This window comes from Chryseobacterium pennae (assembly GCF_003385515.1).
Taxonomy (GTDB): Bacteria; Bacteroidota; Bacteroidia; order Flavobacteriales; family Weeksellaceae; genus Chryseobacterium; species Chryseobacterium pennae.
Genome location: NZ_QNVT01000001.1, coordinates 309,688 through 333,787, shown reverse-complemented (window position 1 = coordinate 333,787; position 24,100 = coordinate 309,688). Strand labels below are relative to the sequence as shown.

At 35.4% G+C, this 24,100-nt stretch carries 28 protein-coding genes; 9 read left to right on the top strand and 19 right to left on the bottom strand.

Annotated features, from left to right (window positions below; translation table 11 throughout):
- The first annotated feature begins 48 nt into the window (after positions 1 to 48).
- Positions 49 to 585, top strand: a complete 537-nt coding sequence (locus tag DRF65_RS01515; protein WP_115968278.1) for a GNAT family N-acetyltransferase — start codon at positions 49 to 51, stop codon at positions 583 to 585.
- Between the two features lie 89 nt (positions 586 to 674).
- On the opposite strand, the gene DRF65_RS01510 is transcribed toward DRF65_RS01515, so the two are convergent.
- The 10 genes from DRF65_RS01510 to DRF65_RS01460 all read right to left on the bottom strand — a co-directional run bounded on the left by DRF65_RS01510 (position 675) and on the right by DRF65_RS01460 (position 7,142).
- On the bottom strand, positions 675 to 1,106 hold the full coding sequence (locus tag DRF65_RS01510; protein ID WP_115968277.1) for a nucleoside deaminase: 432 nt from the start codon (positions 1,104 to 1,106) through the stop codon (positions 675 to 677).
- Positions 1,107 to 1,706, bottom strand: coding sequence for a hypothetical protein (locus DRF65_RS01505; protein ID WP_115968275.1), 600 nt, complete (start codon positions 1,704 to 1,706; stop codon positions 1,107 to 1,109).
- Positions 1,706 to 2,257 (bottom strand): hypothetical protein, encoded by a 552-nt coding sequence (locus DRF65_RS01500; RefSeq protein ID WP_228438443.1) that lies wholly within the window; start codon positions 2,255 to 2,257, stop codon positions 1,706 to 1,708. Before DRF65_RS01500 ends, DRF65_RS01505 begins: the two co-directional genes overlap by 1 nt.
- Positions 2,258 to 2,375: 118 nt before the next feature.
- Positions 2,376 to 3,296, bottom strand: coding sequence for a helix-turn-helix transcriptional regulator (locus DRF65_RS01495; protein ID WP_115968273.1), 921 nt, complete (start codon positions 3,294 to 3,296; stop codon positions 2,376 to 2,378).
- Between the two features lie 122 nt (positions 3,297 to 3,418).
- Complete coding sequence (locus DRF65_RS01490) at positions 3,419 to 3,709, bottom strand: hypothetical protein (protein WP_115968272.1); 291 nt, start codon at positions 3,707 to 3,709, stop codon at positions 3,419 to 3,421.
- Positions 3,710 to 3,724: 15 nt separating this feature from the next.
- Positions 3,725 to 4,210: an SMI1/KNR4 family protein gene (locus tag DRF65_RS01485; protein WP_115968270.1), complete on the bottom strand. Its 486-nt coding sequence runs from the start codon at positions 4,208 to 4,210 to the stop codon at positions 3,725 to 3,727.
- 190 nt (positions 4,211 to 4,400) lie between these two features.
- Positions 4,401 to 4,631 (bottom strand): hypothetical protein, encoded by a 231-nt coding sequence (locus DRF65_RS01475; RefSeq protein ID WP_115968267.1) that lies wholly within the window; start codon positions 4,629 to 4,631, stop codon positions 4,401 to 4,403.
- A gap of 375 nt (positions 4,632 to 5,006) precedes the next feature.
- Positions 5,007 to 5,255, bottom strand: coding sequence for a hypothetical protein (locus DRF65_RS01470; RefSeq protein ID WP_123947253.1), 249 nt, complete (start codon positions 5,253 to 5,255; stop codon positions 5,007 to 5,009).
- A gap of 157 nt (positions 5,256 to 5,412) precedes the next feature.
- Positions 5,413 to 6,450, bottom strand: a complete 1,038-nt coding sequence (locus DRF65_RS01465; RefSeq protein ID WP_115968263.1) for a patatin-like phospholipase family protein — start codon at positions 6,448 to 6,450, stop codon at positions 5,413 to 5,415.
- Between the two features lie 191 nt (positions 6,451 to 6,641).
- Positions 6,642 to 7,142 carry a M15 family metallopeptidase gene (locus tag DRF65_RS01460; RefSeq protein WP_115968262.1) on the bottom strand — a complete coding sequence of 167 codons (501 nt, stop codon included), beginning with the start codon at positions 7,140 to 7,142 and terminating at the stop codon, positions 6,642 to 6,644.
- 179 nt (positions 7,143 to 7,321) lie between these two features.
- Here DRF65_RS01460 and DRF65_RS01455 point away from each other — a divergent pair, with 179 nt between their 5' ends.
- The 3 genes from DRF65_RS01455 to DRF65_RS01445 all read left to right on the top strand — a co-directional run bounded on the left by DRF65_RS01455 (position 7,322) and on the right by DRF65_RS01445 (position 10,687).
- Positions 7,322 to 8,905: a Na+/H+ antiporter gene (locus DRF65_RS01455; RefSeq protein ID WP_115968260.1), complete on the top strand. Its 1,584-nt coding sequence runs from the start codon at positions 7,322 to 7,324 to the stop codon at positions 8,903 to 8,905.
- Positions 8,906 to 9,107: 202 nt separating this feature from the next.
- On the top strand, positions 9,108 to 10,379 hold the full coding sequence (locus tag DRF65_RS01450) for a Y-family DNA polymerase (RefSeq protein ID WP_115968259.1): 1,272 nt from the start codon (positions 9,108 to 9,110) through the stop codon (positions 10,377 to 10,379).
- Positions 10,380 to 10,411: 32 nt separating this feature from the next.
- Positions 10,412 to 10,687 carry a hypothetical protein gene (locus DRF65_RS01445; RefSeq protein ID WP_115968257.1) on the top strand — a complete coding sequence of 92 codons (276 nt, stop codon included), beginning with the start codon at positions 10,412 to 10,414 and terminating at the stop codon, positions 10,685 to 10,687.
- Between the two features lie 9 nt (positions 10,688 to 10,696).
- On the opposite strand, the gene DRF65_RS01440 is transcribed toward DRF65_RS01445, so the two are convergent.
- Together DRF65_RS01440 and DRF65_RS01435 are read right to left on the bottom strand one after the other, a co-directional pair.
- Entirely contained in the window at positions 10,697 to 11,308 is a 612-nt protein-coding gene (locus tag DRF65_RS01440; protein ID WP_115968653.1) for a YdeI/OmpD-associated family protein, read from the bottom strand.
- A gap of 4 nt (positions 11,309 to 11,312) precedes the next feature.
- Positions 11,313 to 12,446: a serine hydrolase domain-containing protein gene (locus DRF65_RS01435; protein ID WP_115968256.1), complete on the bottom strand. Its 1,134-nt coding sequence runs from the start codon at positions 12,444 to 12,446 to the stop codon at positions 11,313 to 11,315.
- A gap of 98 nt (positions 12,447 to 12,544) precedes the next feature.
- Here DRF65_RS01435 and DRF65_RS01430 point away from each other — a divergent pair, with 98 nt between their 5' ends.
- Complete coding sequence (locus tag DRF65_RS01430) at positions 12,545 to 13,873, top strand: M48 family metalloprotease (protein ID WP_228438441.1); 1,329 nt, start codon at positions 12,545 to 12,547, stop codon at positions 13,871 to 13,873.
- A 196-nt stretch (positions 13,874 to 14,069) separates the two neighbouring features.
- Here DRF65_RS01430 and DRF65_RS01425 read toward each other — a convergent pair whose 3' ends face one another.
- From DRF65_RS01425 to DRF65_RS01410, 5 genes are all read right to left on the bottom strand, one after another.
- The gene (locus DRF65_RS01425; RefSeq protein ID WP_115968252.1) at positions 14,070 to 15,605 is read right to left on the bottom strand and encodes a hypothetical protein; all 1,536 of its coding nucleotides are present in this window, start codon (positions 15,603 to 15,605) and stop codon (positions 14,070 to 14,072) included.
- Positions 15,606 to 15,691: 86 nt separating this feature from the next.
- Positions 15,692 to 16,153 (bottom strand): hypothetical protein, encoded by a 462-nt coding sequence (locus tag DRF65_RS01420; RefSeq protein WP_115968250.1) that lies wholly within the window; start codon positions 16,151 to 16,153, stop codon positions 15,692 to 15,694.
- A gap of 186 nt (positions 16,154 to 16,339) precedes the next feature.
- A complete protein-coding gene (locus tag DRF65_RS28350) occupies positions 16,340 to 16,510 on the bottom strand; it encodes a hypothetical protein (protein ID WP_165852154.1) in 171 nt (56 codons plus the stop codon).
- 107 nt (positions 16,511 to 16,617) lie between these two features.
- Complete coding sequence (locus DRF65_RS01415) at positions 16,618 to 18,159, bottom strand: glycine--tRNA ligase (RefSeq protein ID WP_115968248.1); 1,542 nt, start codon at positions 18,157 to 18,159, stop codon at positions 16,618 to 16,620.
- 48 nt (positions 18,160 to 18,207) lie between these two features.
- The gene (locus DRF65_RS01410) at positions 18,208 to 18,408 is read right to left on the bottom strand and encodes a hypothetical protein (RefSeq protein WP_115968246.1); all 201 of its coding nucleotides are present in this window, start codon (positions 18,406 to 18,408) and stop codon (positions 18,208 to 18,210) included.
- A 290-nt stretch (positions 18,409 to 18,698) separates the two neighbouring features.
- On the opposite strand from DRF65_RS01410, the gene DRF65_RS01405 reads away from it, so the two are divergent.
- Complete coding sequence (locus DRF65_RS01405; RefSeq protein ID WP_115968244.1) at positions 18,699 to 19,415, top strand: pseudouridine synthase; 717 nt, start codon at positions 18,699 to 18,701, stop codon at positions 19,413 to 19,415.
- A 208-nt stretch (positions 19,416 to 19,623) separates the two neighbouring features.
- Complete coding sequence (locus DRF65_RS01400) at positions 19,624 to 20,661, top strand: quinone-dependent dihydroorotate dehydrogenase (RefSeq protein ID WP_115968243.1); 1,038 nt, start codon at positions 19,624 to 19,626, stop codon at positions 20,659 to 20,661.
- Between the two features lie 208 nt (positions 20,662 to 20,869).
- On the opposite strand, the gene DRF65_RS01395 is transcribed toward DRF65_RS01400, so the two are convergent.
- On the bottom strand, positions 20,870 to 21,763 hold the full coding sequence (locus DRF65_RS01395) for a hypothetical protein (protein ID WP_115968241.1): 894 nt from the start codon (positions 21,761 to 21,763) through the stop codon (positions 20,870 to 20,872).
- A gap of 15 nt (positions 21,764 to 21,778) precedes the next feature.
- Positions 21,779 to 23,023 (bottom strand): DUF445 domain-containing protein, encoded by a 1,245-nt coding sequence (locus DRF65_RS01390; RefSeq protein ID WP_115968651.1) that lies wholly within the window; start codon positions 23,021 to 23,023, stop codon positions 21,779 to 21,781.
- A 107-nt stretch (positions 23,024 to 23,130) separates the two neighbouring features.
- Here DRF65_RS01390 and msrB point away from each other — a divergent pair, with 107 nt between their 5' ends.
- A complete protein-coding gene (msrB, locus tag DRF65_RS01385) occupies positions 23,131 to 23,658 on the top strand; it encodes a peptide-methionine (R)-S-oxide reductase MsrB (protein ID WP_115968239.1) in 528 nt (175 codons plus the stop codon).
- A 20-nt stretch (positions 23,659 to 23,678) separates the two neighbouring features.
- Entirely contained in the window at positions 23,679 to 24,065 is a 387-nt protein-coding gene (locus DRF65_RS01380) for a DUF7079 family protein (protein ID WP_115968237.1), read from the top strand.
- The last annotated feature ends 35 nt before the right edge of the window (positions 24,066 to 24,100 follow it).

Genomic DNA, 24,100 nt, shown 5'->3' with positions numbered 1-24,100 from the left:
CTTTTGGGCTAAACCTCAGCTCTATTACCCAATTTAACCACGAATAAAATGAAAGAATTAAAAGAATTTCCAAGAATTGAAACCGAAAGACTGATCCTTTCCCAATTGGAAGAGAAGGATATTCCTTTTATTGTTGAATTTCTTAAACACAGGATTTATTCGGATCTTACTTCTAATATTCCTTATCCTTACACGGAAAATGATGGTAAGATGTGGGTGAAAATGTCCAGAGAAGCTTTTGAAGAAAAAACTGGCTTTACGTTCGGAATCCGAAATAAAGAAGAGCAGCTTATCGGAGCCATTGGTCTTCATGATAGGGATGACGATATAGCAGAACTAGGGTATTGGATAGGAATTCCTTACTGGAATAAAGGATATGTTACTGAAGCAGCAAGAGCCATTGTGAAATTCGGATTTAAAGACTTAGGTTTTAATAAAATTTATGCTACTCATTTGCTTCACAATCCTGCTTCCGGAAAGATTATGGAGAAAATAGGAATGGAGCAGGAGGCAATTTTGAAACAGCATGCCAAGAAAGATGAAGAATATTTTGACCTTGCAATGTATTCTGTCTTTAAAGATTAATCGGGATCATTCTTTATAAAATAAAAATCAGAGAACATTCAATATTCTCTGATTTTTTATGTTTGTCAAAAAGGCTCTTAAAGAAAAATCTACCTTTTGCTTTTAAAAAAGTCTTTAACAATAGAAGAACATTCGTTTTCCATAATACCTGTGATAATCTCTGTTTTTGGATGTAGGGTAAGGTGTTTGTTAATAAAACCTCTTTGTTCATCCCTGGCTCCAATTACTACTTTGGATACCTGAGACCAAGATAAGGCTCCTGAACACATCACACATGGTTCCATCGTAACGTAGAGCGTACAGTCTTTTAAATATTTACCTCCTAAAAAGTTAGCTGCAGAGGTTATAGCCTGCATTTCTGCATGGGCTGTGACATCGTTTAATGTTTCGGTGAGATTATGGGCTCTTGCAATGATACGATTATTGGAAACTACAACACATCCGATAGGGACTTCATCCTGTTCCAAAGCGGCTTCTGCTTCCTGCAGAGCCATTTTCATATAATATTCGTCTGTAAACATTTAATCAAAATTTAAAGTTAGAGGAACGCGTAGCCGAGCTCTATAGGGCTGATTGTTTTTTTTAGCAGGTTCCCACTTTTTTTTAATCAGTAATATTGCAAGCTCAGCCTGCTTATTGAAACTTTCATTTTCCCCGAAGGCCTTTGCTGTCATGATGCTTCCATCTAGATCTATAATGAAGACTACACGGCTTTGAATGATTCCTTTTCCCCTAACCAGGTTTGTATTTAAGTTTTCAGCAATTTCTTTTTTTAAAGCTTCTATACCATCAGGATATTTTGGAGATTTGTCTTCTTCGGTATCTTTCATATCGGTTTTTAGCTGGAAGTCCTCCAAGATATAACCAGATTTTATTTTTTCCAGTTCTTCCAGGTATTCGTTATTCCTTTTAAGCTCTAATGTTCCTATATCACTGTCTTTTTTCAATGTAATTTTAGCGTGCTTTCTTAAAGGAGCTTCTGCGATATCATCAGTATACTTATTATTTATTTTCTGAATTTCAGCATCATATTTTTCCTTAACAAGCTTAAGCCTTTCTGCTTGCTGTGAGAAGTAAAAATTAAGAGAAAAAAATAGAAACAGGACGTAATATTTCTTCATTAGTCCACCATCGTTAAAGTTAGAGGAATTCTGAAACGGAATCTTGCCGGATCACCTTTGACAAGGGCGGGAGAAAATTTCTCAGAAATAGAGTAGAGAGCAATTTCAGCTTGCCTGTTGAAAGTGAAATTATCACCCTGTGCATGAACATTGCTGATGCTTCCATCTTTTTCCACAATAAAGGCAACATCTGTTTTTACTGTTTTTAATTCAGAATGAACGCCGTCTACATACAGCAGATCTGCAACTTCCTGTCTCAGAGTATTGATTCCTCCGGGATAATCAGCAGTCTTTTCTGCCTGGGTAGCTTTATCACTAAGATCTCTGGAGTTTCCTTCATTTGATTTTAAAGTCTGAAGATCCTCAATATTCCTTACTCTCAGAAGTGCTCCGATTAAGGCTGTGTTTTCAATACTGTCCATCTTTTTCATGAAAAAGAGAAAATCTCCTTTAATTGCATCCTTTTTGAGGATATTGGATTCAGCATCGAACTTCTTCTTGAATTCATTATTCAGCATCCCTCTGTGCTGATTGTAATAGTTTTTTACCAATCGGAATTCTTCTTTCTGCTGTGATAAGCAAAATGAAGAAATAGTACAAAATATGCAAATGAATAAAGTTCTCAATAGAGGATGTTTATGTAAATATAATTAAAAAATATGAGATCTATTAGCTTTCAAAATATCGGTTTAATGATTCCTGAAGATGGTTGCGTATGTCATCAACTAAACATTTCGGTTCTAAGACAGTTACTTCTTTTCCATATGATAAAATCTCCTGCATAAAGTCATAAGTAGGGTGAAGGAAAAACTCAAAATAAATCTCTTCCGGTGTTTCTTTGGTCTCTTTCTGTGACTGATGAAGCGGAAAACTTCTGATGTATTCTCCCTGATGACGGCTGCATTTTAATGTGATTTTTTCAGGCTTTTGCTCTGTAAGATTCATCACTCCAAAGGCATTTTTAAAGTGCTCTCTGAAATTATATTTATATTTTTCTCTGAACTGGTTCTTTGTCACATCCAGATAATTGATTCTGTCTAATCCAAATGATTTTAAAGCTTTGTCTTTGGTATCGATCGCGATGAGGTACCATCTGTCTTTAGACTCTTTTAAAGCTAAAGGGTGAACCTTTCTGGAGGTCATTAATTTGTTTTTATAATTGTAATGTTCAAAAGTTACTACCCTTTTGTTGCGGATGGCAAAGAACAGATCATAAAAATGCTCAACGCCGGTTGGCTTGCGGCTTTCAAAGAAGATAAAATCTGAAAAATCCGGATGAAGATTCAGGGCATTGCTTACCTGGAAAGATTCCAGCAGTTTTTGGTTGTATTCATCTACTTCCATGATCGGGCGACTCTCTATATAATACCGGTTGTCTCCTTTTTTCTTGTTGTGAATAGAAAGGTTGAAAAGATCGGAGATCTCACGGATATCTCTCTGCAAGGTACGGATAGAGTAGCTTTTGATCCCCGCATCCTGGAATTCAAAAGAATTTAAAAGATAGTCCTCCAGCTGAGAATAGGTTGCCGGAGAACTTTCTAATCTTTTAATGATTAACGCATATCTTGTCAGATAAAAATCTTTCTTCATGGTAAAATTTTGTACCACAAATATATGAGCTTAATGCGACAAAACGTGTCGTGTTTTATTTTATTATGAAGAAGGAATATTAAAAATTAATATCATTGTATATTCTGGCATTTAAATCGTTTTTACAGTTCATCTTCCCATTCCTCAGCATAGCCATGCTTTGTGTAGGTACAGTGTACTTCTCCTGTCTCAGTATCTACAATAACAAATTGAGGAATAGGTTCATAATATCCCTCAAGATAATAAGTTACTACAAAAATATTCCTTATAGTATCTTCATATTTTCCATAATTAATCCTTTTTTGTTCTTCATAACGAATCTGATCTTTTTCATCAATAGAAATATATTCTCTCTTGCGATCCTGTAAATATTGCTTAACGATTTCTAATGCTTTTTCTTTATCAATGCTCATTATTGTCAATTATTTTTAGCTTTCCTCTTTTAATCTTTTAAAGGCAGTATCTATCTTTTTTTCAATAAAAGTACTGAAGTTTACCTTTAAAGATTTAATATCTTTTTTATTATCATCAGTTATCGAGTAGTCTGCCAGATACACGGTTGGATTATTTCCTTCATCTAAATAAAAAAAATAAAATTGCTCACATCCATTGCTTTCTGCAAAGAGCCAAAAAGGACGTGTTAGTGTATGATGTAACCCTGTTTCCCTGATTTCCTCCTGCATGATTTCATAGTGCCAGTCTGAAGAAATAGTTTCGAGATCAGCAGTATCCATTATAGGCAATGCTCCACATGATTCACCGGCTAAGAAAAGAAATTCAGAATAAGCCAATGGAAACTGTATATTGAACTTTTTTTCCACTTTTTTTATCTCATTTTCCGATACACCTCTTATTTTCCAGATTCCGATTTTAGGTGTTGCCTGGAGCTTCTTCAAATATTCTATAGTCATCATAATCTGTGCTATTTCCAAAACTCCTGTAAAAAGTTTTGCTCAATTTTTAGAGATTCTTCTTCAGTTATATGAAGGGCCCTCTTATAGCTTAAAACATGTTTTACCAATTCAGGGTTAAGCTTTATATGGGGATATTTTTTTATATATTCAATGATGTATTGTGGCCATAGCCATATTCCATCTGTATAGATCATATTATATGTGATAAAACTTTCATCATTATAATATTGTCCGTTCCAAATAAAGGATCTTTTGCATTTTCAACACATCCCATTAAAGGAACTGCCATAATTTCCCTTTGTAAATAGGGCAATACTTTATCTTTATTATTATCTATAGAAGCTGTGCTGGAAATTAATTCGTGAATGCGCTCTGAGATAGGGTAATCGTCATGTTCTCTTATAAATCCAAAATATTTCATATTACTAAGATGATTAAAAATTATTTCCTATCAGATAAAAAATCTTTAGGGCAAATCTTATGCACAATTAATACTTGTTTTTTGTTGGAAGTTAAGAAAAATAATAAGCCACAGAAATACTGTGGCTTATAAAATATAAAAGATGGTGATTGGTTTGAAGCTTTATAAGATCACTTCAGAATCTTTGGCCCTGTTTTTAGTGGTCGCAGGCCAAATTTCCACTGTAATATATTTTCAGACATCGTTCTGGCTGCCCAACATTTTGTGAATGGTGAATTCAAAGGTGTTGGAAATGTTTAATGAGACTGTGTATGATAAGGATATCAAAGGTAATGGTGGACAGCATCAGAACTTGTCATGTTTTAAAGTTTTTATTTATAAGACATCTTCTTCAAGAATGTCTTCTTCAAAATCTTCCCTAAAGAAATTTTCAATGTCGTTGAGATAGTTTTCATAGTCTATCTCTGCATTTTCGATGTCACTCCATTCCACGGTGTAGAGGTCTTCATCGAAGAGTATATCTGTATTGTGATTAGGTGTTTCCATGTTTTGTGTTGTGATTGGGTGTTGTTTGTATTCTGAACATACTTTTGGCTGTTCAGCATAGGTGAATGATGAATTCAAAGGCGTTTTTAAGTTTTTGTTGATAGTTGTCTTGTGTCTTTTGATATTCCAAAGGTAGTGGGGCAAAGCGACAAAACTTGACGTGTTTAAAAAATGATTTTTAATTTTCGAAATATAATTTTCAGAGCTTATATTGGGAGATTATAAGGTTAAAAGCTTATATTTTATTTTTGATGAGTTTCTGAACGATCTGGTTCAGGGTTTCTCTGTTATCATCAATATAGCTTAATCCGGCCTGTATCAGATTTTCAATATTAGACCGCCTTACATTATCCATTGCCGGAGAAGCATTTTTCAGTGATGGATTCAGACGGTAATAATTTTTCTGATTTCTCAGTCCTAATGTCTGAAACATTTGAGAAAGCTGATAATCCACAGTTTCTGCATTGGCAGACATTAAAATGTCAATGATTGGGTTTACCCAGCCTATTTTTCCTGCCTTTTCCAGTTTATTAAAAGAATACGGTCTCGCTTCAATTCCGGTTCCGATGGAGATAATGATCATATCATTTACTCCGGGATGATTGGCTTTCTGATGATTCTTTAAAACTTCCGCAAAAGGTATTTTTCGGGCTTCTGCATAAGCACATAAAGCGGGATTATTCGCAAACATGCCACCGTCAATCAGGCTGAAGATCTGACCGTACATTGATTTGATCTGTACAGGGCTGAAATAGGTAGGGGCTGCAGAAGTGGCTCTACAGACGTCTTTTACATAAAAATTATCTGTGCTGAGATGAGCTTCACATGAATTGAAAAGCTTGGCTCTTCTGTTTTCTATATCATAACTTGTTATTAAACATGGTTTTATCAATTCCTTTAATTCTAAATTTCCAAAAAAGTCATTGAGGTTTTTCTCAAGGGCTTCCTGAGAAATCCTTTCATTCAATAATCCAAATGGATTAATTAGCTTTTCCCAAAAGGAAACCTGGAAGATATCACCGCCCTTTTCAGCATACAGTTCCAATCCTTTTTGGATGGAATACTTTGCTTTACGGACTTCATCAGGACATAGAATAATAGAAGCAATCAGCCCTCCTGTACTGCTGCCTGCCACCAGATCAAAATAATCTCCAAGTTTGGCACCCGGCTTATCATAATACTGAAGCTGTTCTTCTATGTAACGCAGAATAATACAGGTGATAATTCCCCTTATTCCGCCTCCGTCCAAAGAAAGAATGGTTGTCTTTTTCATGTTATATTGTTAATTGTTTTTTTAAAGGACACATTGCAATATAATCTGGTGGAATCAATAGCTTTTAGTCAGAAAAAATGTTTGAATTCCATAGTCAGATCATGTTGCTTTTAGCGGTTCTTTGTAAAACAAAGGTAGGACGGAGAAGCGACAGAACTTGACGTGTTTTAATTAATTTCAAATAAAAAGGATTAAAAAACAACATAATTTTGTTGATCTCTCGGCATCTTCAAAAGCTTTCTCCAACTGGTTTTTACAGATCCTTTCTTCGATGGAATTGTCTTTTTTTCGAAGTGAGGAAGGTCCTTAAATGTTTTCCAGTTTCCGCCCCAATCCCAGCCGTGTTTGGCGAAAATTTTTACACATTCGTACCAATCTGCTACTTTGTCATTATCCCAGTCTTTTACTGTATCCCAACTGGCTGTTTTTCCGTCAATAATAAGGCATATATCAACAGCAAGACCATAGTTGTGAATACTCTGTCCCGCCTTGGCATTTGTTACCTTTTTACCGGAAGTAATTCTCCCGATGGCATATAGCTTTTCCTGCTCTTCAAAAGACCTTAATCCTTGTGTGATTCTTACCTTAGCTCTGCCTGTGAGTACTTCATCACATTCCTTAATAATCAGCTTTACTTCATCTCTTACCAATGGGTGAAGTTTCTGAATTCTTTCTAATGTTACCTTATCCATAGTTTATACTGTTAGGAAACAAATATATAGTCGCAAAGCGACGAAACTTGACGTATCTGGATTGAATTTTAAAATTTATTAAGCGGGATTCAAGCAGAAAATTGATAAAAAAATAATTTTTAGCTTTTAAAAACCAAATAGAAGTGGTAAATATGAATTGATAAAAAACACAATACTAAATGCATACGATTTTACCTTTCTTCCTTGCGATGATCGCAGCCATTGTACTATTGAATATGTGGGCTACCAAATTAAAAATTGCCTATCCGATCGTGTTGGTGGTATTTGGGCTTCTTGTTAGCTTTATACCCGGGTTACCAGTAGTAAAGATAAATCCTGACCTTATCTTTTTTATTTTTTTACCTCCTTTACTGTTTGAGGCCGCATGGTCTATTTCCTTTAAAGAAATGAGGCGATGGTGGCGCATTATTGGAAGTTTCGCCTTTCTGGTGGTCTTTTTTACTGCACTGGCGGTTGCTGTAACCGCTAATTATTTTATTCCTGGATTTACGATTGCCTTAGGGTTTCTATTGGGAGGAATAGTTTCTCCTCCTGATGCAGTAAGTACAGGAGCTGTGATGAAGTTTGTTAAAGTACCCACAACCACCTCTGCGATTCTGGAAGGTGAAAGTTTGCTTAATGATGCTTCATCACTGATTATTTTCCGTTTCGCCCTAATTGCTGTGGGGACCGGGCAGTTTGTATGGCAGGAAGCTTCGTTGGATTTTTTATGGATGGTCCTTGGTGGGGCTGGAATAGGCCTGTTGCTTGCCTGGATCTTTGTAAAGGCACATAAACACCTTCCTACTGATGCTTCATCGGATATTGCACTTACACTTATTGAACCTTATCTGATGTACTGGATCGCAGAACAGTTTCATTGCTCCGGTGTATTGGCGATAGTATGTGGCGGATTATATATGTCGAATCAGCGAATGACTTTTCTAAATAGCACCAGCCGTATCAGAGGTTATAGTGTCTGGGAAAGTTTTGTATTTATTCTGAATGGAATTGTATTTCTTATCATTGGGCTGGAGCTTCCTGAGATTGTGGGGGGATTACGTTCAGAAGGAATTCCTCTGGGAACTGCTATTCAGTATGGGTTTCTGGTGACGGGTATTCTCATTGCTGCAAGGATTATCAGTGCATATGCTGCGATGATTGCAACAATAATTTTTCGGCCAGCTGTTGCCCCCAGAATCCCTTCTGTCAGAAGGCGCCTAATGATGCCCCTTTTACTGGGGTGGACGGGGATGAGGGGAGTTGTATCATTAGCTGCTGCATTAGCAATTCCTATTACGCTTGAGAATGGAAGCCCTTTTCCCAATCGAAATCTTATTCTGTTCATCACTTTTGTAGTTATTTTACTTACTCTTTTAGTGCAGGGGCTTACATTGCCTTATTTTATTAAGTACGGACATGTATTTGATGATTTTGTAGATGAAGAAAAAGAAGAAGATGTAAGGAAAGAAGTCAAGCAGAAGCTTAAACAGCATACTTATCATTTTCTTAAAACCAAGCATGAAAGCGAACTTAATAGCCATGCAGGGATAGAACGGATTTTGAAACATTGGGAAGAGAAAAATCAAACCAACAATACAGATTGGATGGATGAAAAAGTAAAGGCTGTTCTCTTTGAAATGTTGGAAAGTCAAAGAAAATTTCTTTCAGAGCTCAATAAAGATATTTCGATGAATGAAGAAATTATCCGTCATCAGCTATATCAGATCGATTTGGAAGAAGAGCGTTTAAGGATGATTTGATAAAGATGAGGTAAAGTTTTCAGGGTTATGAAATAAAATGTTTTTGGAAAACAAAATTAGTACGTTAATACGACAAAACATGTCGCATTAAAAAATAATATTCATTTGTTTTTCAATGTGTTAAATGTGATGTTAATTCCTGATTAAAAAGTGATTTTATTCTTGAAAAATAATAATTTTGTATAGATAATTCACGATCATCATGTATGCGCTGGTAGATTGCAATAACTTTTTTGTTTCCTGTGAAAGGACTCTGGATCCTGACCTTGAAGGCAAGCCCGTTGTGGTTCTTTCCAACAACGATGGCTGTGTGGTGTCCCGAAGCAAGGAAGCGAAAGATCTGGGAATTCCTATGGCAGCACCTGCATTTAAATACAAAGATCTTTTTAAACAGTATGATGTAAAAAGTTTTTCTGCCAAATTTGAGCTGTATAATTACAAAAGTCAGCAGGTAATAAATATTGCCCGTTCTTATGTTCTGGATTATGAAATCTATAGTATAGATGAACTCTTTCTTGATCTTACAGGCTTTAAATATATTGATATCCACGAATATTGTTCTAAAATCAAAACTGAAATTCAGGAGAAAGAAAACATTCCTGTAAGCATAGGAATTGCGCCCAGTAAAACCTTATGTAAAGTAGCCAATAGAATTGTAAAGGATTTTCCGGAGCAGTTTAATGGGGTTTATATTATGGATACTCCTGAAAAAATAGAAAAAGCGCTGAAATGGCTGAATATAGGTGATGTTTGGGGGATAGGAAGAAAGTTGGCTGCCAAAATGAATGACAGTGGTGTTTATAAAGCCTGGGATCTTCTTCAGAAACCCGAAATGTGGGTTCGGAAGATGATGGGAATTCATGGAGTAAGAATGATTCATGAACTAAGAGGAATCCGTCAGCTGGAACTGGATGCTCCATCACCAAAGAAATCCATTGCGGTTACCCGAAGTTTTATGGAAATGCTTACCGATAAAGAAGCAGTCCGGGAGCGGGTAGAAACTTTTGGAATGTATTGTTCGGAAAGATTACGCCGGCAGAATACCTGTTGTAAAATGATAACGGTCTTCGTACAGACCAACCGGTTCAGGAAAGATCTTCCTGAGTATAAAAATGCCATGACTCAAATTCTTCCCAACCCAACCAATTCATCCATATTGATAGGACGAGTTGTCAATGAACTTTTTGAAGCCATTTACAGGAATGGGTTTCATTACAAGAGGGCAGGAGTGATGGTAAATGATTTTGTTCCCGAAGATCAAAGACAGATCAGCCTTTTCGAAGAAGATATACAGAATCAGCATCTTCCTGTGATGAAGGCAATGGATGCCATGAACCGGAAATATGGAAAAGATAAAGTCCGGCTAGGAAGCATGAGTGGTGAGAATACTTTTGGCCGTGCCCAGTTATCTCCTGAATATGAGGCTTTCCTGAAAAAAAATACACTGCCAGAAGCGAATTTTAGATTTCATTAAGCATACTTTTTTAGATGTTTTATTTTTGTTATATGAAAAATAAAACTGTTGAGATCAATAATCTGCTATACAAAATATCCAGAGAAGATTTTTCAGGATATGAAATTGTTGATTATTGGGATGCTGATACTACAGCTATAGGATTACAAAAGGAAAATATACTAATATATGTTTCAACATTTAATTTTCCAAAAACCAACAATTACGATCTTATTATTGAAGATCTTAAAACTGGTAAAATATTGAAATCCGAAACGATAAAAACATATGCAGAATTTATTAATGGAGTTCAGGTATTTTTGAAATAATATTAAACATTACTTTCTCTCATACTTCCAGTTTCTCCCTTTTCCTTCTCCAATCCATTCTAAAGCCTGTTCCATTCTTTTATTCCGGGTTGCTTCTGTTTTCGCATCTACAATCCATGTGATGTATTCTTTTCTGAATGATGGTGAGGCTTTTTCAAAAACGTCCCATGCTTTTGGCTGAGCTTTTAATGCAGATTGAAAATAATCAGGAATTTCTATTTCTGTTTTGGAAGGCGCTGCTTTCTTCATGGTAACTCCCATATCCGTAAGTTCCATTGCTTCTTTGATGGCTTTTTTTAGCTGAGATTTTGAAGGAAGATCTTCAGTTCTTGTAATTTTACCGAGGCTGAACATAGCGTTTTTTTCAATATTCTGCGTAATTTCCTGAATGGTTTTCATTTCCTTCTCCAGCCAGAACCCGAAAGTACAGTGTTGTTTGAAGGAAGCCATAGCACAGAGATTTTTCCCTTTGTATATAAAATGTGGAAAACTCCACTTCATGGTTTCTTCTGCATCAGGGCAGCATTCATGAACGGTTTCACGAATATAATTCAGAATCGGCTTTGCAAAATCCTGAGACTGTTCAATATAGGAGTCTATTTTTGGACTGTATTTTTCCATGTTTTTATTGAAATAATTGTACGGTTTCATTAACAAGGAACTTCACCTGGTCAGGTCTTCCTCTATCATTTTTAGGATTATTAGAATAGCTTCCTGTTTTTACAATCACCATATTATGTTCCGGAACCATAATGATATATTGACCTTGAAGTCCCAGAAAATAATAATGTTTGATCGGGTTGTCATGATTAATCCAGAGTCCCATTCCGTAAATGTTTTCAGATTTTTCTGTAGGCATTCTCATTCGATTAATAAAATCTGTGTTAAGAATCTGCTTATCCCCAAATTTACCATCATTCAGAAACAGCTGTCCAAGCTTGGCAAAGTCCCTTGCATTAGAATGGATACAGCAATAGGTCTTTTCTATTCCGTGATCGTCTGTGCTCCATTTCGCATCCTGTTCCATTCCCAAAGGAATCCAGAATTTTTCAGAGAGATAACTTGCTAGCGGCTTCTTCAATGCTTTTTTCAGAGCAAAACCAAGAAGCTGTGTAGCTCCACTTTGATATTCGAATCTGACTCCTGGTTTTTCTTTAAATTTCCTTGAGAATACAGCTTTTACTAAGCTTTTTCCATAATAGGCTCTGGCATTGGGAAGAAACGGATTGTTGTAATTTTCATCCCAGTCGAGACCAGATTCCATTTGAGCCAGATTTTTAAGCGTTACTTCATTTCCGAAAGTTTTTTCTTTAAATTCAGCATAAAAATCTGAAAGTTTTTCATCAATATTGCTGATAATCCCTTCCTCGAGAGCCTTTCCCAAAAGCATAACAGTAACCGCTTTTGCCATAGAGAAAGAATTGGTCTGTGAAAGCTGATTGTATCCGTCCCAATATTGTTCATGAAGGATTTTACCATTCCTGATCACTACAAAAGCGGCTGTTTTAGAATGTTTTAAATCATCAACTAAAACTTTAGGTAGTTCTTTGGTATTGTATTCAGGGTCTTCTTCCCATCGTATAGGAGATTCTGTAGCAATAGGATTGCTGGGGAATAGATTTCCATCATCAATATAGGCACTTGATTTTCCTTTAAGATACGTTTTGGAAATCCCACTGAATAAATAATCATATCCCAAAAAGTAAGCTGCTGCAGCTCCGGCTACAGCTCCTCCTATCATGTACTTTAGTATTCTCATTTTTTAGTGAATCGGTCTTTAACAAATTTAGAATAATTTGGATGAAAAATTGAAAATGAATCATCAAATACATTATTTTTGTTTAATTGATGAAAAATATGACCAGAAAACTTATTGTATTGATGTGCTTCTTGCTGTCAGTAGTGGGAATTGCTCAGACTTATAAAACGATAGATACCGCAGACTATCTTCAGCGGAAAGATTTTCTAAGAAATTTTACAGCCGGTAATGAAGCTTTGATCAAAGGGCTGAAGTCTCAGTATTCCGGAAGGACAGGTTCGGAAATGTCTAAGATCTATAAAGAATTTGGGACCGATTTTGAAAATCAGGTAAGAAATAAAGACTTTGTTTTTAAATCTGAATTCGATGCTGTAATTAAATCCCTGGTACAGCGTCTCAGAAAAAATAATCCTAAAGTTCCCCAGGATCTTAAAATTCTGATTGCAAGAGATAATACTCCAAATGCTTACTGTCTTGCAGACGGCACTTTTGTCATCAATATGGGGCTGTATAACTGGATGGATAATGAAGCTCAGGTTGCCGGGGTAATTTCCCATGAATTAGGGCATAAAATAGAAGACCATACTTTAAAATCTGTCCTGAATATTGTGGAACAGAATAAATTGGATAAATCTACGGTACAGAGTATTAAAGAAACTACAGATCGCAGAAGCCAGGGACGCAATGAAAAAGCGTTTGACATTCTTAAAAACAGGATTTATAAAAAAAGCGTTGAAAAAAGAAATCTGGAGATTCATGCAGATTCTCTGGGATATGTTATTTTTAAAAACAGTGATTTTAAGAAAAATGAATTTATAAACGGTCTTCAGAAACTTCAGACATTTGATACGGTTTCGCCAAGAGAGCTTAAGATTGAGACCTACAAAAAGCTTTATGATCTTCCAAAACAGGCTTTTAAAGATAAATGGATGAAAAAAGAAGACTTTTCACTTTACAATTATAATTTTTATAAAGAAAAACTGAACAAGGATTCTTTGGCATCACACCCTGAAATGGTTAAAAGGCTGGAAAAGCTTAAAAAAACTTTTCCGGAGCTGAATACCCCTGTAGAGGCAGAAAAGCCTTCAGAAGCTTATCTAATGCTTAAAAAAACAGCAAGGATGGAGATTCTTCCGAATTTTTTCCACTCTGAAGATTATGGACTGGGGATTTATACAGCCATGCAGTTTTTACAGGATGGGGAAGAAGAAAAATATTATAAAGGATGGTTGGGAAAATGTTTTACCAAAATTTACGAAGCCCGGAAAAATTATAATCTGAACCGTTATCTGGATAGGGTAGAACCCAAAAATCAAAGCGAAAGTTATCAGCAGTTCCTGAATTTTATGTGGAACTTAAGTCTGGATGAGATTAAAAATATTTCAGAGTATTATCAGTCTGTTGAAACGGTTGCAAAAACAAAATAACGCTGGAATTTTATCTCTCACTGATTTACAGGTGGATAGATTTTATCCTTGTCAAGGATAATGTTTTTACATAAAACCTGGGTGATTTCTTTGCCTTGTTTTAAAAATTAGGAAACCTATCTCATTTTTTGAGATAGGTTTCTTTTATTGTAAGTAAGATTACTGTAGCAAAAGGATGCTTACTATTTCATGTAGATTAATAGTTCAGCTTTTCCAAACGGATCTTATTGTATTTATCTTTCTTATTATATTCACGAAGAAGGATATACCCTTCCTTGGCGACGTATGGAGTGACTTCATAGTTGTCCTTTTCAGAAATTGGAATAATCTCCTGCTTGAATTTTCCATCAATAACTGTATTGATGAAAAGATTCCATTTTTTTTGTCTGGTTACTTCATCTTTTTGGTAATCACGGTAAAAGAAAACTACGTCTTTACCACCATTGAGATATTGTGAAAACAGATAGTCGCTATTCACAACCCATTTTGTTTTTTCTTTTTCCAGGACTTTAAGGTCTTTGATTTTAAAATCTTTATCTGTATACAGGTATACGAGATCTGTTGTTTTTGGAGCATTATACTGGCCTGCAGGTTTATATTTTTCAGAAAGGATACCTACACTTCCGTCACTCATGAAATATAAATCTTTTGTCAGGAGGTAATATCCGCTTTCTACAAAGCCGTGTCCGTCAATTTTAGGTAAATAGGGAACAAAATCCGGTTTATAATCAAGGGTTTTTGTATTCACGCTGAAATCTGATTTATTGATCATCAATCTGGCGAAGCCAATGTCATAATCGTTGGATGCATAGTTTCTTCCTGTCAGTACGATTTTATCATCGAAAGTTTTATCATTATCAATACCGCTGTAGTTGGCGATAAAAGTATCAATATATTCGATGGTTTTATCAGTAATTCCTGTGATAGGATTATTGGCCACCTGTTTTCCTGTTTTCATATCAAGGACAAGAAGACTGAATGTTTTTTTATCATCATCTACCTTTTTCAGGATAGAATAGATATAGTTTTCATCTTTTTCCAGAGGAGTTAAAGTAGAATATACTTTCTTGGTACCGTCTGTGTTGTATCGATACCGCCATACTTCTTTTTTATTTTCATCAAATTTCATCAGGCTGTTACTGTTAACATATTTCCCGTAATCTTTATATTCTACAGCAAAATAACCGCCCTCTTTCGTTTCTCCTACTGCGGAAATATAATTGTAACCCTTTTCTTTTTTCTCACTACGGTTGTCTTTCCTTTGTTCTTTCCAGCTTGTAGGCTCATTGATCTCTTTGAAGCTTCCATCTTCGAGATAGTCATAATATACTTTTCTGGCAATGGTATTGGTCTTTGGATTAATAACCATAGAAACGGGTGTGAAAACTTCTCTGCTTTTTACCAGAGAATAATCCATCATGGATGGTTTTAAGATGATTTGTCCCTTAAAGTCAACATATCCCATATAGGATGCTGCGGTAATGTCACCTTCAAACTCTTTATTGGCAACAGGGTTGAGGTTCTTATCTAGAATAACGTATTCGAATTTCTTGGTTTTGTCTCCGGATTTCCCATAAGAATAAATAGATACATAGCCGTAAAGATTATCCTTATCGTCAAATAGTGCATTCATTCCGACATGGTCTCCTGCTGCTAATGTTGTTAAATCCTGGGTTTGAGAAAAGGCAAATGTCTGGATCAGTCCAAACATCAATAAAGTGAGTTTTTTCATGGTCGAATTTTGGACTAAAATAATAAATTATAGAATACGTTGAAGAAAAATAAAAAGCCCTGAAACCAGAGCTTTTATTTGAAAAATTACTTATTGTATTGGTAACTATAAATATGAGTATTGGTTCCGGATGAGCCTCCTGTATACGTCATAGCACTTTGAGTAGGATAAGCTGCATTATTCAGAGTATGATTTGCAGTGGTTTTTCTTGTACTAACTATAGTTCCTGTAGAATTTTCACTTCTGCTTACTAAATTGTTATAAGCCAGTTCGCCATCATTTAGATAAAACAAATCAATTTTTACATAGCCCTTTACATTTTTCATTGGATGATTGGCATTATCATAGGTGTTCGTAACATTATGGGTGGTTCCATTATAAGTATGGCTTGTGGAAGCTACATTACCATTATTGGTCAGATAGGCATCCACTTCTGCAAATTGAAAATCAGAATATACTCCTGTTGCCGGATTATAAGTAGAGCCTTTATACTCATTAAATTTAACGTGAGTATTGGTGATGTATTGATAGTTTTTTGTGTAAACCAATGTTCCGTAATCTGTTCGGGTTATTTTTTCAGCAGTTAATTTTCCGTTAGAATACGTAAACTCTCTTACTTGTCTTATTATTCCTCCTTCAAGTTCTTCAGTTTTTACAATATCATCGCCATTATAATAATAGCGTGTAGTTTGATTATCAGTTGCACTAACAGATTCTGTGATCTTATCACCATTTTATTTGAATTCAAGGGTATAGACTTGCCCGTCTTGTGTAGTTTCGGTAACTTTTTTTAAAAGATAAGGAGTGTTATTATTGTTGTTGTTATTATCTGGAGTCTCGTCATTAGATGAGCTGCAGCTTACAATCATTGCTATTGCCAGCGATGAAATAATTAATTTTTTCATGATTATTATTTTAATGTTTAAAGTCCGGCTAAAATAATAATTTATTTAAATATGTTCAGTACTACTTTTGGAAATAAAAAAAGCCCTGATTTTTCAGGGCTTTTAGACTATATTTTAGAAAGCAGATTTCTGAAGTTGGTCTTCTCATCAATGATTCTTCTCAATTCTGAAACCGGAACTCTTTCCTGCTGCATCGTATCTCTGTCTCTTATGGTTACGGTATGATCGGTTAATGAATCATGGTCTACCGTAATACAGTAAGGAGTACCAATGGCATCCTGTCTTCTGTAACGTTTTCCGATCGCGTCTTTTTCTTCATAGAATAAGTTGAAATCATATTTCAGATCGTTAAAAATCTTCTCCGCATATTCTGCTAAACCATCTTTCTTCATCAATGGAAGAATAGCAGCTTTAATTGGTGCTAAAGCAGGAGGTAAAGATAAAACCGTTCTTTCTGAACCGTCTTCCAATACTTCGTCTTTTAAACAGTGTGAGAAGATAGAAAGGAATAGTCTGTCTAAACCTACGGAAGTTTCCACTACATAAGGAACATAGTTCTCATTTCTTTCAGGATCGAAGAACTGAAGTTTTCTTCCTGAGAATTTTTCGTGTGCCTTAAGGTCAAAATCTGTTCTGGAGTGAATTCCTTCCAATTCTTTGAAACCAAATGGGAAGTTGAATTCAATATCAGCCGCAGCATTCGCATAGTGCGCTAGTTTTTCATGATCATGGAATCTGTAATTATCATTCCCTAATCCTAAAGCTAAGTGCCAGTTCAGACGTTTTTGTTTCCACTGCTCGTAGAATTCAAGTTCTGTACCCGGAGCTACAAAAAACTGCATTTCCATCTGTTCGAATTCACGCATTCTGAAGATAAACTGTCTTGCAACAATCTCATTTCTGAACGCTTTACCAATCTGTGCAATACCGAATGGAAGTCTGTGACGTGAAGTCTTTTGTACATTTAAAAAGTTAACGAAGATACCCTGAGCCGTTTCCGGTCTTAAATAAAGATCCATAGCACTATCTGCAGAAGCTCCAAGCTTAGTTCCAAACATTAAGTTGAACTGTCTTACTTCCGTCCAGTTTTTAGAACCGGTGTCAGGATCAGCAATTTCAAGCTCTTCAATCAAAGCTTTTACATCAGCAAGGTCTTCATTTTCCAGAGATTTTGCCAATCTTGAAAGAATAGCTTCTCTTTTTGCTCTGTACTCCAAAATTTTTGGATTGGTAGCCTCAAACTGAGCCTTATCAAAAGCATCTCCGAATCTTTTCGCTGCTTTTTCAATTTCTTTTTTCTCTTTATCTTCAATTTTAGCGCAATAATCTTCCACCAAAACGTCTGCTCTGAAACGTTTTTTAGAGTCCTTATTATCAATCAATGGATCGTTGAAAGCATCTACGTGGCCTGATGCCTTCCATGTCGTTGGGTGCATAAGGATCGCCGAATCAATACCTACAATATTTTCGTTAAGCTGTACCATAGCTTTCCACCAGTATTGTTTGATATTATTTTTAAGTTCAGCTCCGTTCTGCCCATAGTCATAAACAGCGGATAAACCGTCATAGATCTCACTTGAAGGGAAAATAAACCCATATTCTTTAGCGTGAGAAATTACTTTCTTGAAAACATCTTCTTGCTTTGCCATAATTTTTATGTCTGATGTGCAAAAATAATGTTTTTTATTGGGAAAATATTAATACCTGTAAGATCCTACATTGGATATGGTCATTAAAAAGCATCCTCCTGCACCAATGATAAATAAAATACCGGCAAAAATCAGCAATAATATTTTGGCTATTTTATATTTTTTAAAGGGTACAAAAATAATTGTAGCGATTGCTATAATGACAGAAATTACAGTCAATTTTACAAAAAAGCCAAAATAATCTGTCATCGTTTTTTTAATTAAGGTTATACCTGATACTAATATAAAAAAATTATTCGAAGTATAGTGATTATATATAATGAGCCGGGAACCTGCTTTCGCTACTCGATTTTTCTCAGTTTCGGCGGCGGCAAAGCCGCCGCCGAAACTGAGAAAAGAGCTCAGACATGCCGCTCAATCAGGACTATTGATCTCTGGCTGTTGCCAAAACAAATTAGATTTAAAACAATAATTATCTGTTAAAACTTTAAGGTTTCTCACTGAGACAAGAATCAGTAGAAAATCTATACTTTTGCACCATGTTAGAAATTCTTTATCGTGACGAGAATATTATTGCCATCAATAAACCCAGCGGATTACTGGTTCATAAATCCTTTTATGCCGGAGAAGCTGATACCTATGCTATTCAGGAGCTAAGAAACCAGATTGGACAAAAAGTTTATCCTGTACATCGCTTAGACCGTAAAACTTCGGGGGTTTTGTTGTTTACCTTAGATAAAGATACACTCAGAATAATGAGCGAACAGTTTGCATCACGCGAAGTGGAGAAGAAATATCTGGCAATTCTTCGTGGCTGGACAAAAGAAGAAGAAACGATCGATTATGACCTGGTTAATGAAAATGAAGTCACGCAAAATGCAGTTACCTACTATTCTCGTTTGCAGACTTCTGAAATAGATTTACCCTTTTTAAAGCATCAGACTTCTAGATATTGTTTGGTAGAAGCCATTCCTGAAACAGGGAGATTTCATCAGTTGAGAAAACATTTTAAACATATTCTTCATCCTATTTTAGGGTGTAGGAAACACGGGTGCAATAAACAAAATAAATTGTGGCTTCAGACATTTGATATCAACAAAATGACGCTTCATGCTCATCAATTGATTTTTAATCATCCAATCACCAACGAAAAAATAATTGTGAACGCTACTATTGATGAAGAGTTTAAAAGAGTAGGGGATATTCTGAAATTTGATTTAAGTTCATACTCTAAACCCAAAGACTTTATTGAATAAGCCTTCTGTATTAAAGGGAAAATTTCTGGGGAATATCCTTGTCAAGGTTTTAAACCTTGACAAGGATATTAGAAGTACAACTTAAAAAAACATCTTGTCGAATGTTGTATTCCTTATAGATACTATAGATAAAAAACATTTTGATAAAATATCTCAGGTTAATTAACCATTAATTTTAAAATGAGTAATTTTGTAAAACTTTTTTTCAATGTACAAATCGCTCATTCGTCCGATTCTTTTCAAATTTGATCCCGAAGAAGTACACCACTTTACTTTTTCGATGCTAAAGAATTTTGGATTTATTACTAAATTATTTTTCCCCAAACCTATTGAAGACAAACGTCTGGAAAGAGAAGTTTTCGGATTAAAATTTAAAAATCCTGTAGGACTCGCTGCCGGTTTTGATAAAAATGCTGTTTTGTTCAACGAATTGGGCGACCTGGGTTTCGGTTTTGTAGAAATCGGAACGGTAACCCCAAGAGCTCAGGCTGGAAATCCTAAGAAAAGATTATTCCGTCTTATTGAAGATGGAGGGATTATCAACAGAATGGGCTTCAACAATGATGGCCTTCAGGCTGCGATCGAAAAACTGAAATCCAACAAAGGAAAGATAATCATCGGTGGAAACATCGGAAAAAATACAGATACAAAGCCTGAAAACTATACTCAGGATTATCTGGACTGTTTCGAAGGCCTGCATCCCCATGTAGATTATTTTGTACTCAATGTAAGCTGCCCGAATGTTGGAAGCCACGCCAAACTGGAAGATGTGGAATACCTTCGTGAACTGATTACAGAAGTAAAGAAAATCAACCAGTCAAAATCTGTACAGAAACCAATATTACTTAAAATTGCGCCGGATCTTAATAATGCTCAGCTGGATGAAATTGTTGAACTGATTGCAGAAACTAAAATAGATGGAGTAATTGTTTCCAATACCTCAGTTAATAGGGAAGGATTGAAAACCTCTCCTGAAGTTTTGGAACAAATAGGAAACGGAGGATTAAGCGGAAAGCCTATTCGTGAGAGAAGCACAAAAATGATCAAATACCTTTCAGATAAAAGCAACAGAGCATTTCCAATCATTGGAGTAGGAGGAATTCACTCAGCAAAAGATGCTATCGAAAAGCTAGATGCCGGGGCAAGCCTGGTTCAGTTATACACCGGATTTATCTATGAAGGCCCGGAATTGATTAACGAAATCAATAAAGAGATTTTAAAAAGAGCAAGCAGATTGCCAAGATAAATATAGAGAGACCATCCGGTCTCTTTTTTGTTTTAGCCACGAATGCACAAATTTTTTATTTGCGCATTTACAAAAAATAAATAGCCTATAGTTTAGCTTAATTTTAAAACTAATGTTTTTATATACGCTTACAACAAATAGCATTCATAAAAATTCATGCATTAGTGGCAATAAAAAAATAGATTAAGTGGGTTCAAATAGAACCCTTTTATTTTGACTTTGTTACAGTAGCATTTTTAATATCAACAGTGAGTGTATAAGCTGGAGAAGAATCTGATTTACCGACTTTATATATTATCGTTTTACCATCCCTTGATTTTGTCTTGGTGGTGTCATAAATGTTTTCCATGCAGCTTTCGGTAAGAAATTCTTCATAGCGTTTATAGTTCCAGTCTTTGGTAAAATAAAGAATCCTGTAGCCTTTCTCACCTTCACTGGCACCGCATCTTCCACAGGCATTAAGGTTTGATGAATGTTCAAAATACAGTAAAACCCTGTTCCCTTTTTCTCCGGAAACATAAGAAATCAGCTCATTTCCGCCATATAAATTAATAAAATCAAAGGTGTTGATTCTTTTATTACCAGGTAAAATCAGGTAATTATTGTAGCGATAGATCATATCATTACCGGTGAATAATTTGGCAGATTGAGCTTTAGCTTTATTTTCTAAATAAAAACCTCCTGAAATAGGATTTTCACGGGTTTCGTCCTGTCCAAATAAAATGGTTTCCTTCGGACTAAAAGTTTTCGCAATTTCCACTGCTTTTTCTACATCCTGTGGTGAGTTGATCCTTTCTTTAAACTGTTTAGAAATGTGTTGATGCTTAGATCCAAAATTATATAATAACAGTTTACCATAATCATAAAGCCCTGTTAGAGGAATTTTCTTCTGATATTTATCGTAATAATACCAGCCGTCTATAAAATGCTGGTATAAGTTGCAGTCTGGAATACCATTGTAATGAAGCTGAAGAGTAATGGGAACTCCTGCTATTTCACCCTTAAAGGTCTGAGAAGAGTCGGTGATCTGTTTTAATTCAACCTTTTGACAAAAAAAGAAGGTTAGGGAAAAGAATAGGAATAGGGAAAAAGTTTTTTTCATGGTTGGGATTAGTTTTTAGAGGAAAAAGTGCGCAATGGTATAGATAATCAATCCCACCAAACCACCTACCAGGGTTCCATTCACACGGATGAACTGAAGGTCTTTTCCTACTTCCAGTTCCATTTTTTCGCTTAATTCCTTACCCTGCCAGTTTCCTACAGTGGTACTGATGAGGTTTCCGAACTGATGGGTGTTTTTCAGAATATATTTATAGGCTGTTACCCGAACCCAATGATCAATTTTATTCTGAAGGTTTTCATCAGTTTTTAAATTTTGCGAAAACTCGTTCAGGTTTTTAGAAAGATAATTTTTCAAGGCAGAATGGTCCTCCTGAAGTTCTTTCATTAATGTTTTCTTGATGGAAACCCAAATGTCATTAGAGTATTCATCAAGCTTATCATTTTTAAGGAGTCCTTTTTTAATAGTTTTAAATTCGTCATCCCATTTTGGATCTTCTTTAAGGTCAACCGAAAATTCATGAATTTTTTGAGTGATTAAACCTCTTACTTCATGTTCCGGATTTTCTTCTATTTCTTTGAAAAAAACAGACAGTCCGTCTGCAATCTTATCCGCAATTTTATTATCAACAAAAGACGGGATGAAAGTATAACTTCCTTTCTTTACCCGATCTTTAATCATTTCATCATTTTGAATAATATATTCTTTGATCTGTTTTGAAAGATTGGTGATAATCCGCTGATGGTCATTTTTTTCCAAAATATAATGGATCCCGTTGCCTACTACTTTGTTAAGTTTGATATCATCCGTCATATCAGAAACCTTTTTACTGATGAATTGGCTCACAGTAGAATCATCAAGCTTATTGAGAATATCAAGCACAATATCTGATAGGTTTCGGATCAGAATATCCTGATTTTTTTCTTTGGCAAGCCATTCCCCGGCAAAACCTGAAACTTTGATTTTTTGAATGTATGGGCGGATATTCTGAGGGGAAAGAAAATTACTCACTACGAAGCTTCCGAGGTTATCGCCCAATCTTTGCTTACTGTTTTCAATCAGGTTGGTGTGAGGAATCGGTAGCCCAAGTGGATGACGAAATAGGGCGGTAACTGCAAACCAGTCGGCCAAAGCACCTACCATGGCAGCTTCAGCAAAAGCGCGTACATATCCTATCCAATGGGAAGAATTAGACTTCTGCATAATGGTTGTCACAATGAAAATAAGGGCCATCAGAACAAATAGTCCTGTAGCAAATGCCTTATATTTTCTTAGCTGTTTTCTTTTTGCTTCGTCATTCATATTCTCAAATTTACTAAATTTGGTTATGAAAACCATTTAATGTGAATAAAGCTTTTTAGTACAAAACGTATAAAAGTTTTTTTATCCTTTAAAAGTTAAAATTTACGATGAAATTTTTAATTTCAGCTCTTATATTAATTGTTCTGCAAGGATGTACGCAGAAACAGCAACCTATTAAAATTACTTCTATGGAAAATACAGAAGCAAAAAACAATCCATATTACTCAAGAACCGATACCACAAAACTGAATATCTCCAATGAAGAATGGAAAAAAATCTTAGCTCCGGATCTTTACGCAATCTCAAGAGAAGCCGCTACAGAAAGGGCTTTTACAGGGAAATATAATGAATTTGATGAGATAGGAGACTATTATTGTGCTGTTTGTGGGAATCATTTATTCCGCTCTACTTCAAAATTTGCCAGCAGTTGTGGATGGCCAAGTTTCTTCGAAGCAGACAAAGAGGGCGTATATTACAAAAGGGATCAGACCTATGGAATGGAAAGAGTAGAGGTGCTTTGTAAGAGGTGTGATTCTCACTTGGGACATGTATTTGATGATGGCCCAAAGCCAACCGGTTTGAGGTATTGCATGAATTCCATCAGCCTTGAATTTGTTTCAGATTCAGAAAAATAAAATCGTTGTATTTCATTGCCATGAAAGGACTGAACTTAGAAAAGCGAAAACGGATCTGGATTGTTTTGTCGGATCTATATCTTGATACAGAGCTTCAGGAGTCTGATTTCAAATATATGGCAGAAACTTTTTTTGAAAACCCTTTTACTTTTGAAGAAATCAAAGAAATTGATCAATATGAAGTGTTTCCGGTCTTCTTTTCAAACCTTTTGATTCCTACAGGAGAATGGGCAGGGTTTGACGAATTGGTATTGGTTAAAAATATTATGAAATGGATTGAAACGAGAAATAAGCTGGATATTTTTGCTGTCAAATGTCTTTATCCCATTTATGATAAGATAAATAGGAGTTATTGGAAAAGGATAGAAGATATTTATAACCAGATAGATGGAGGGCTTCTCCGTTAAAGTTTCTTAAATTCAGTTAAACTTTGTAGACTTAT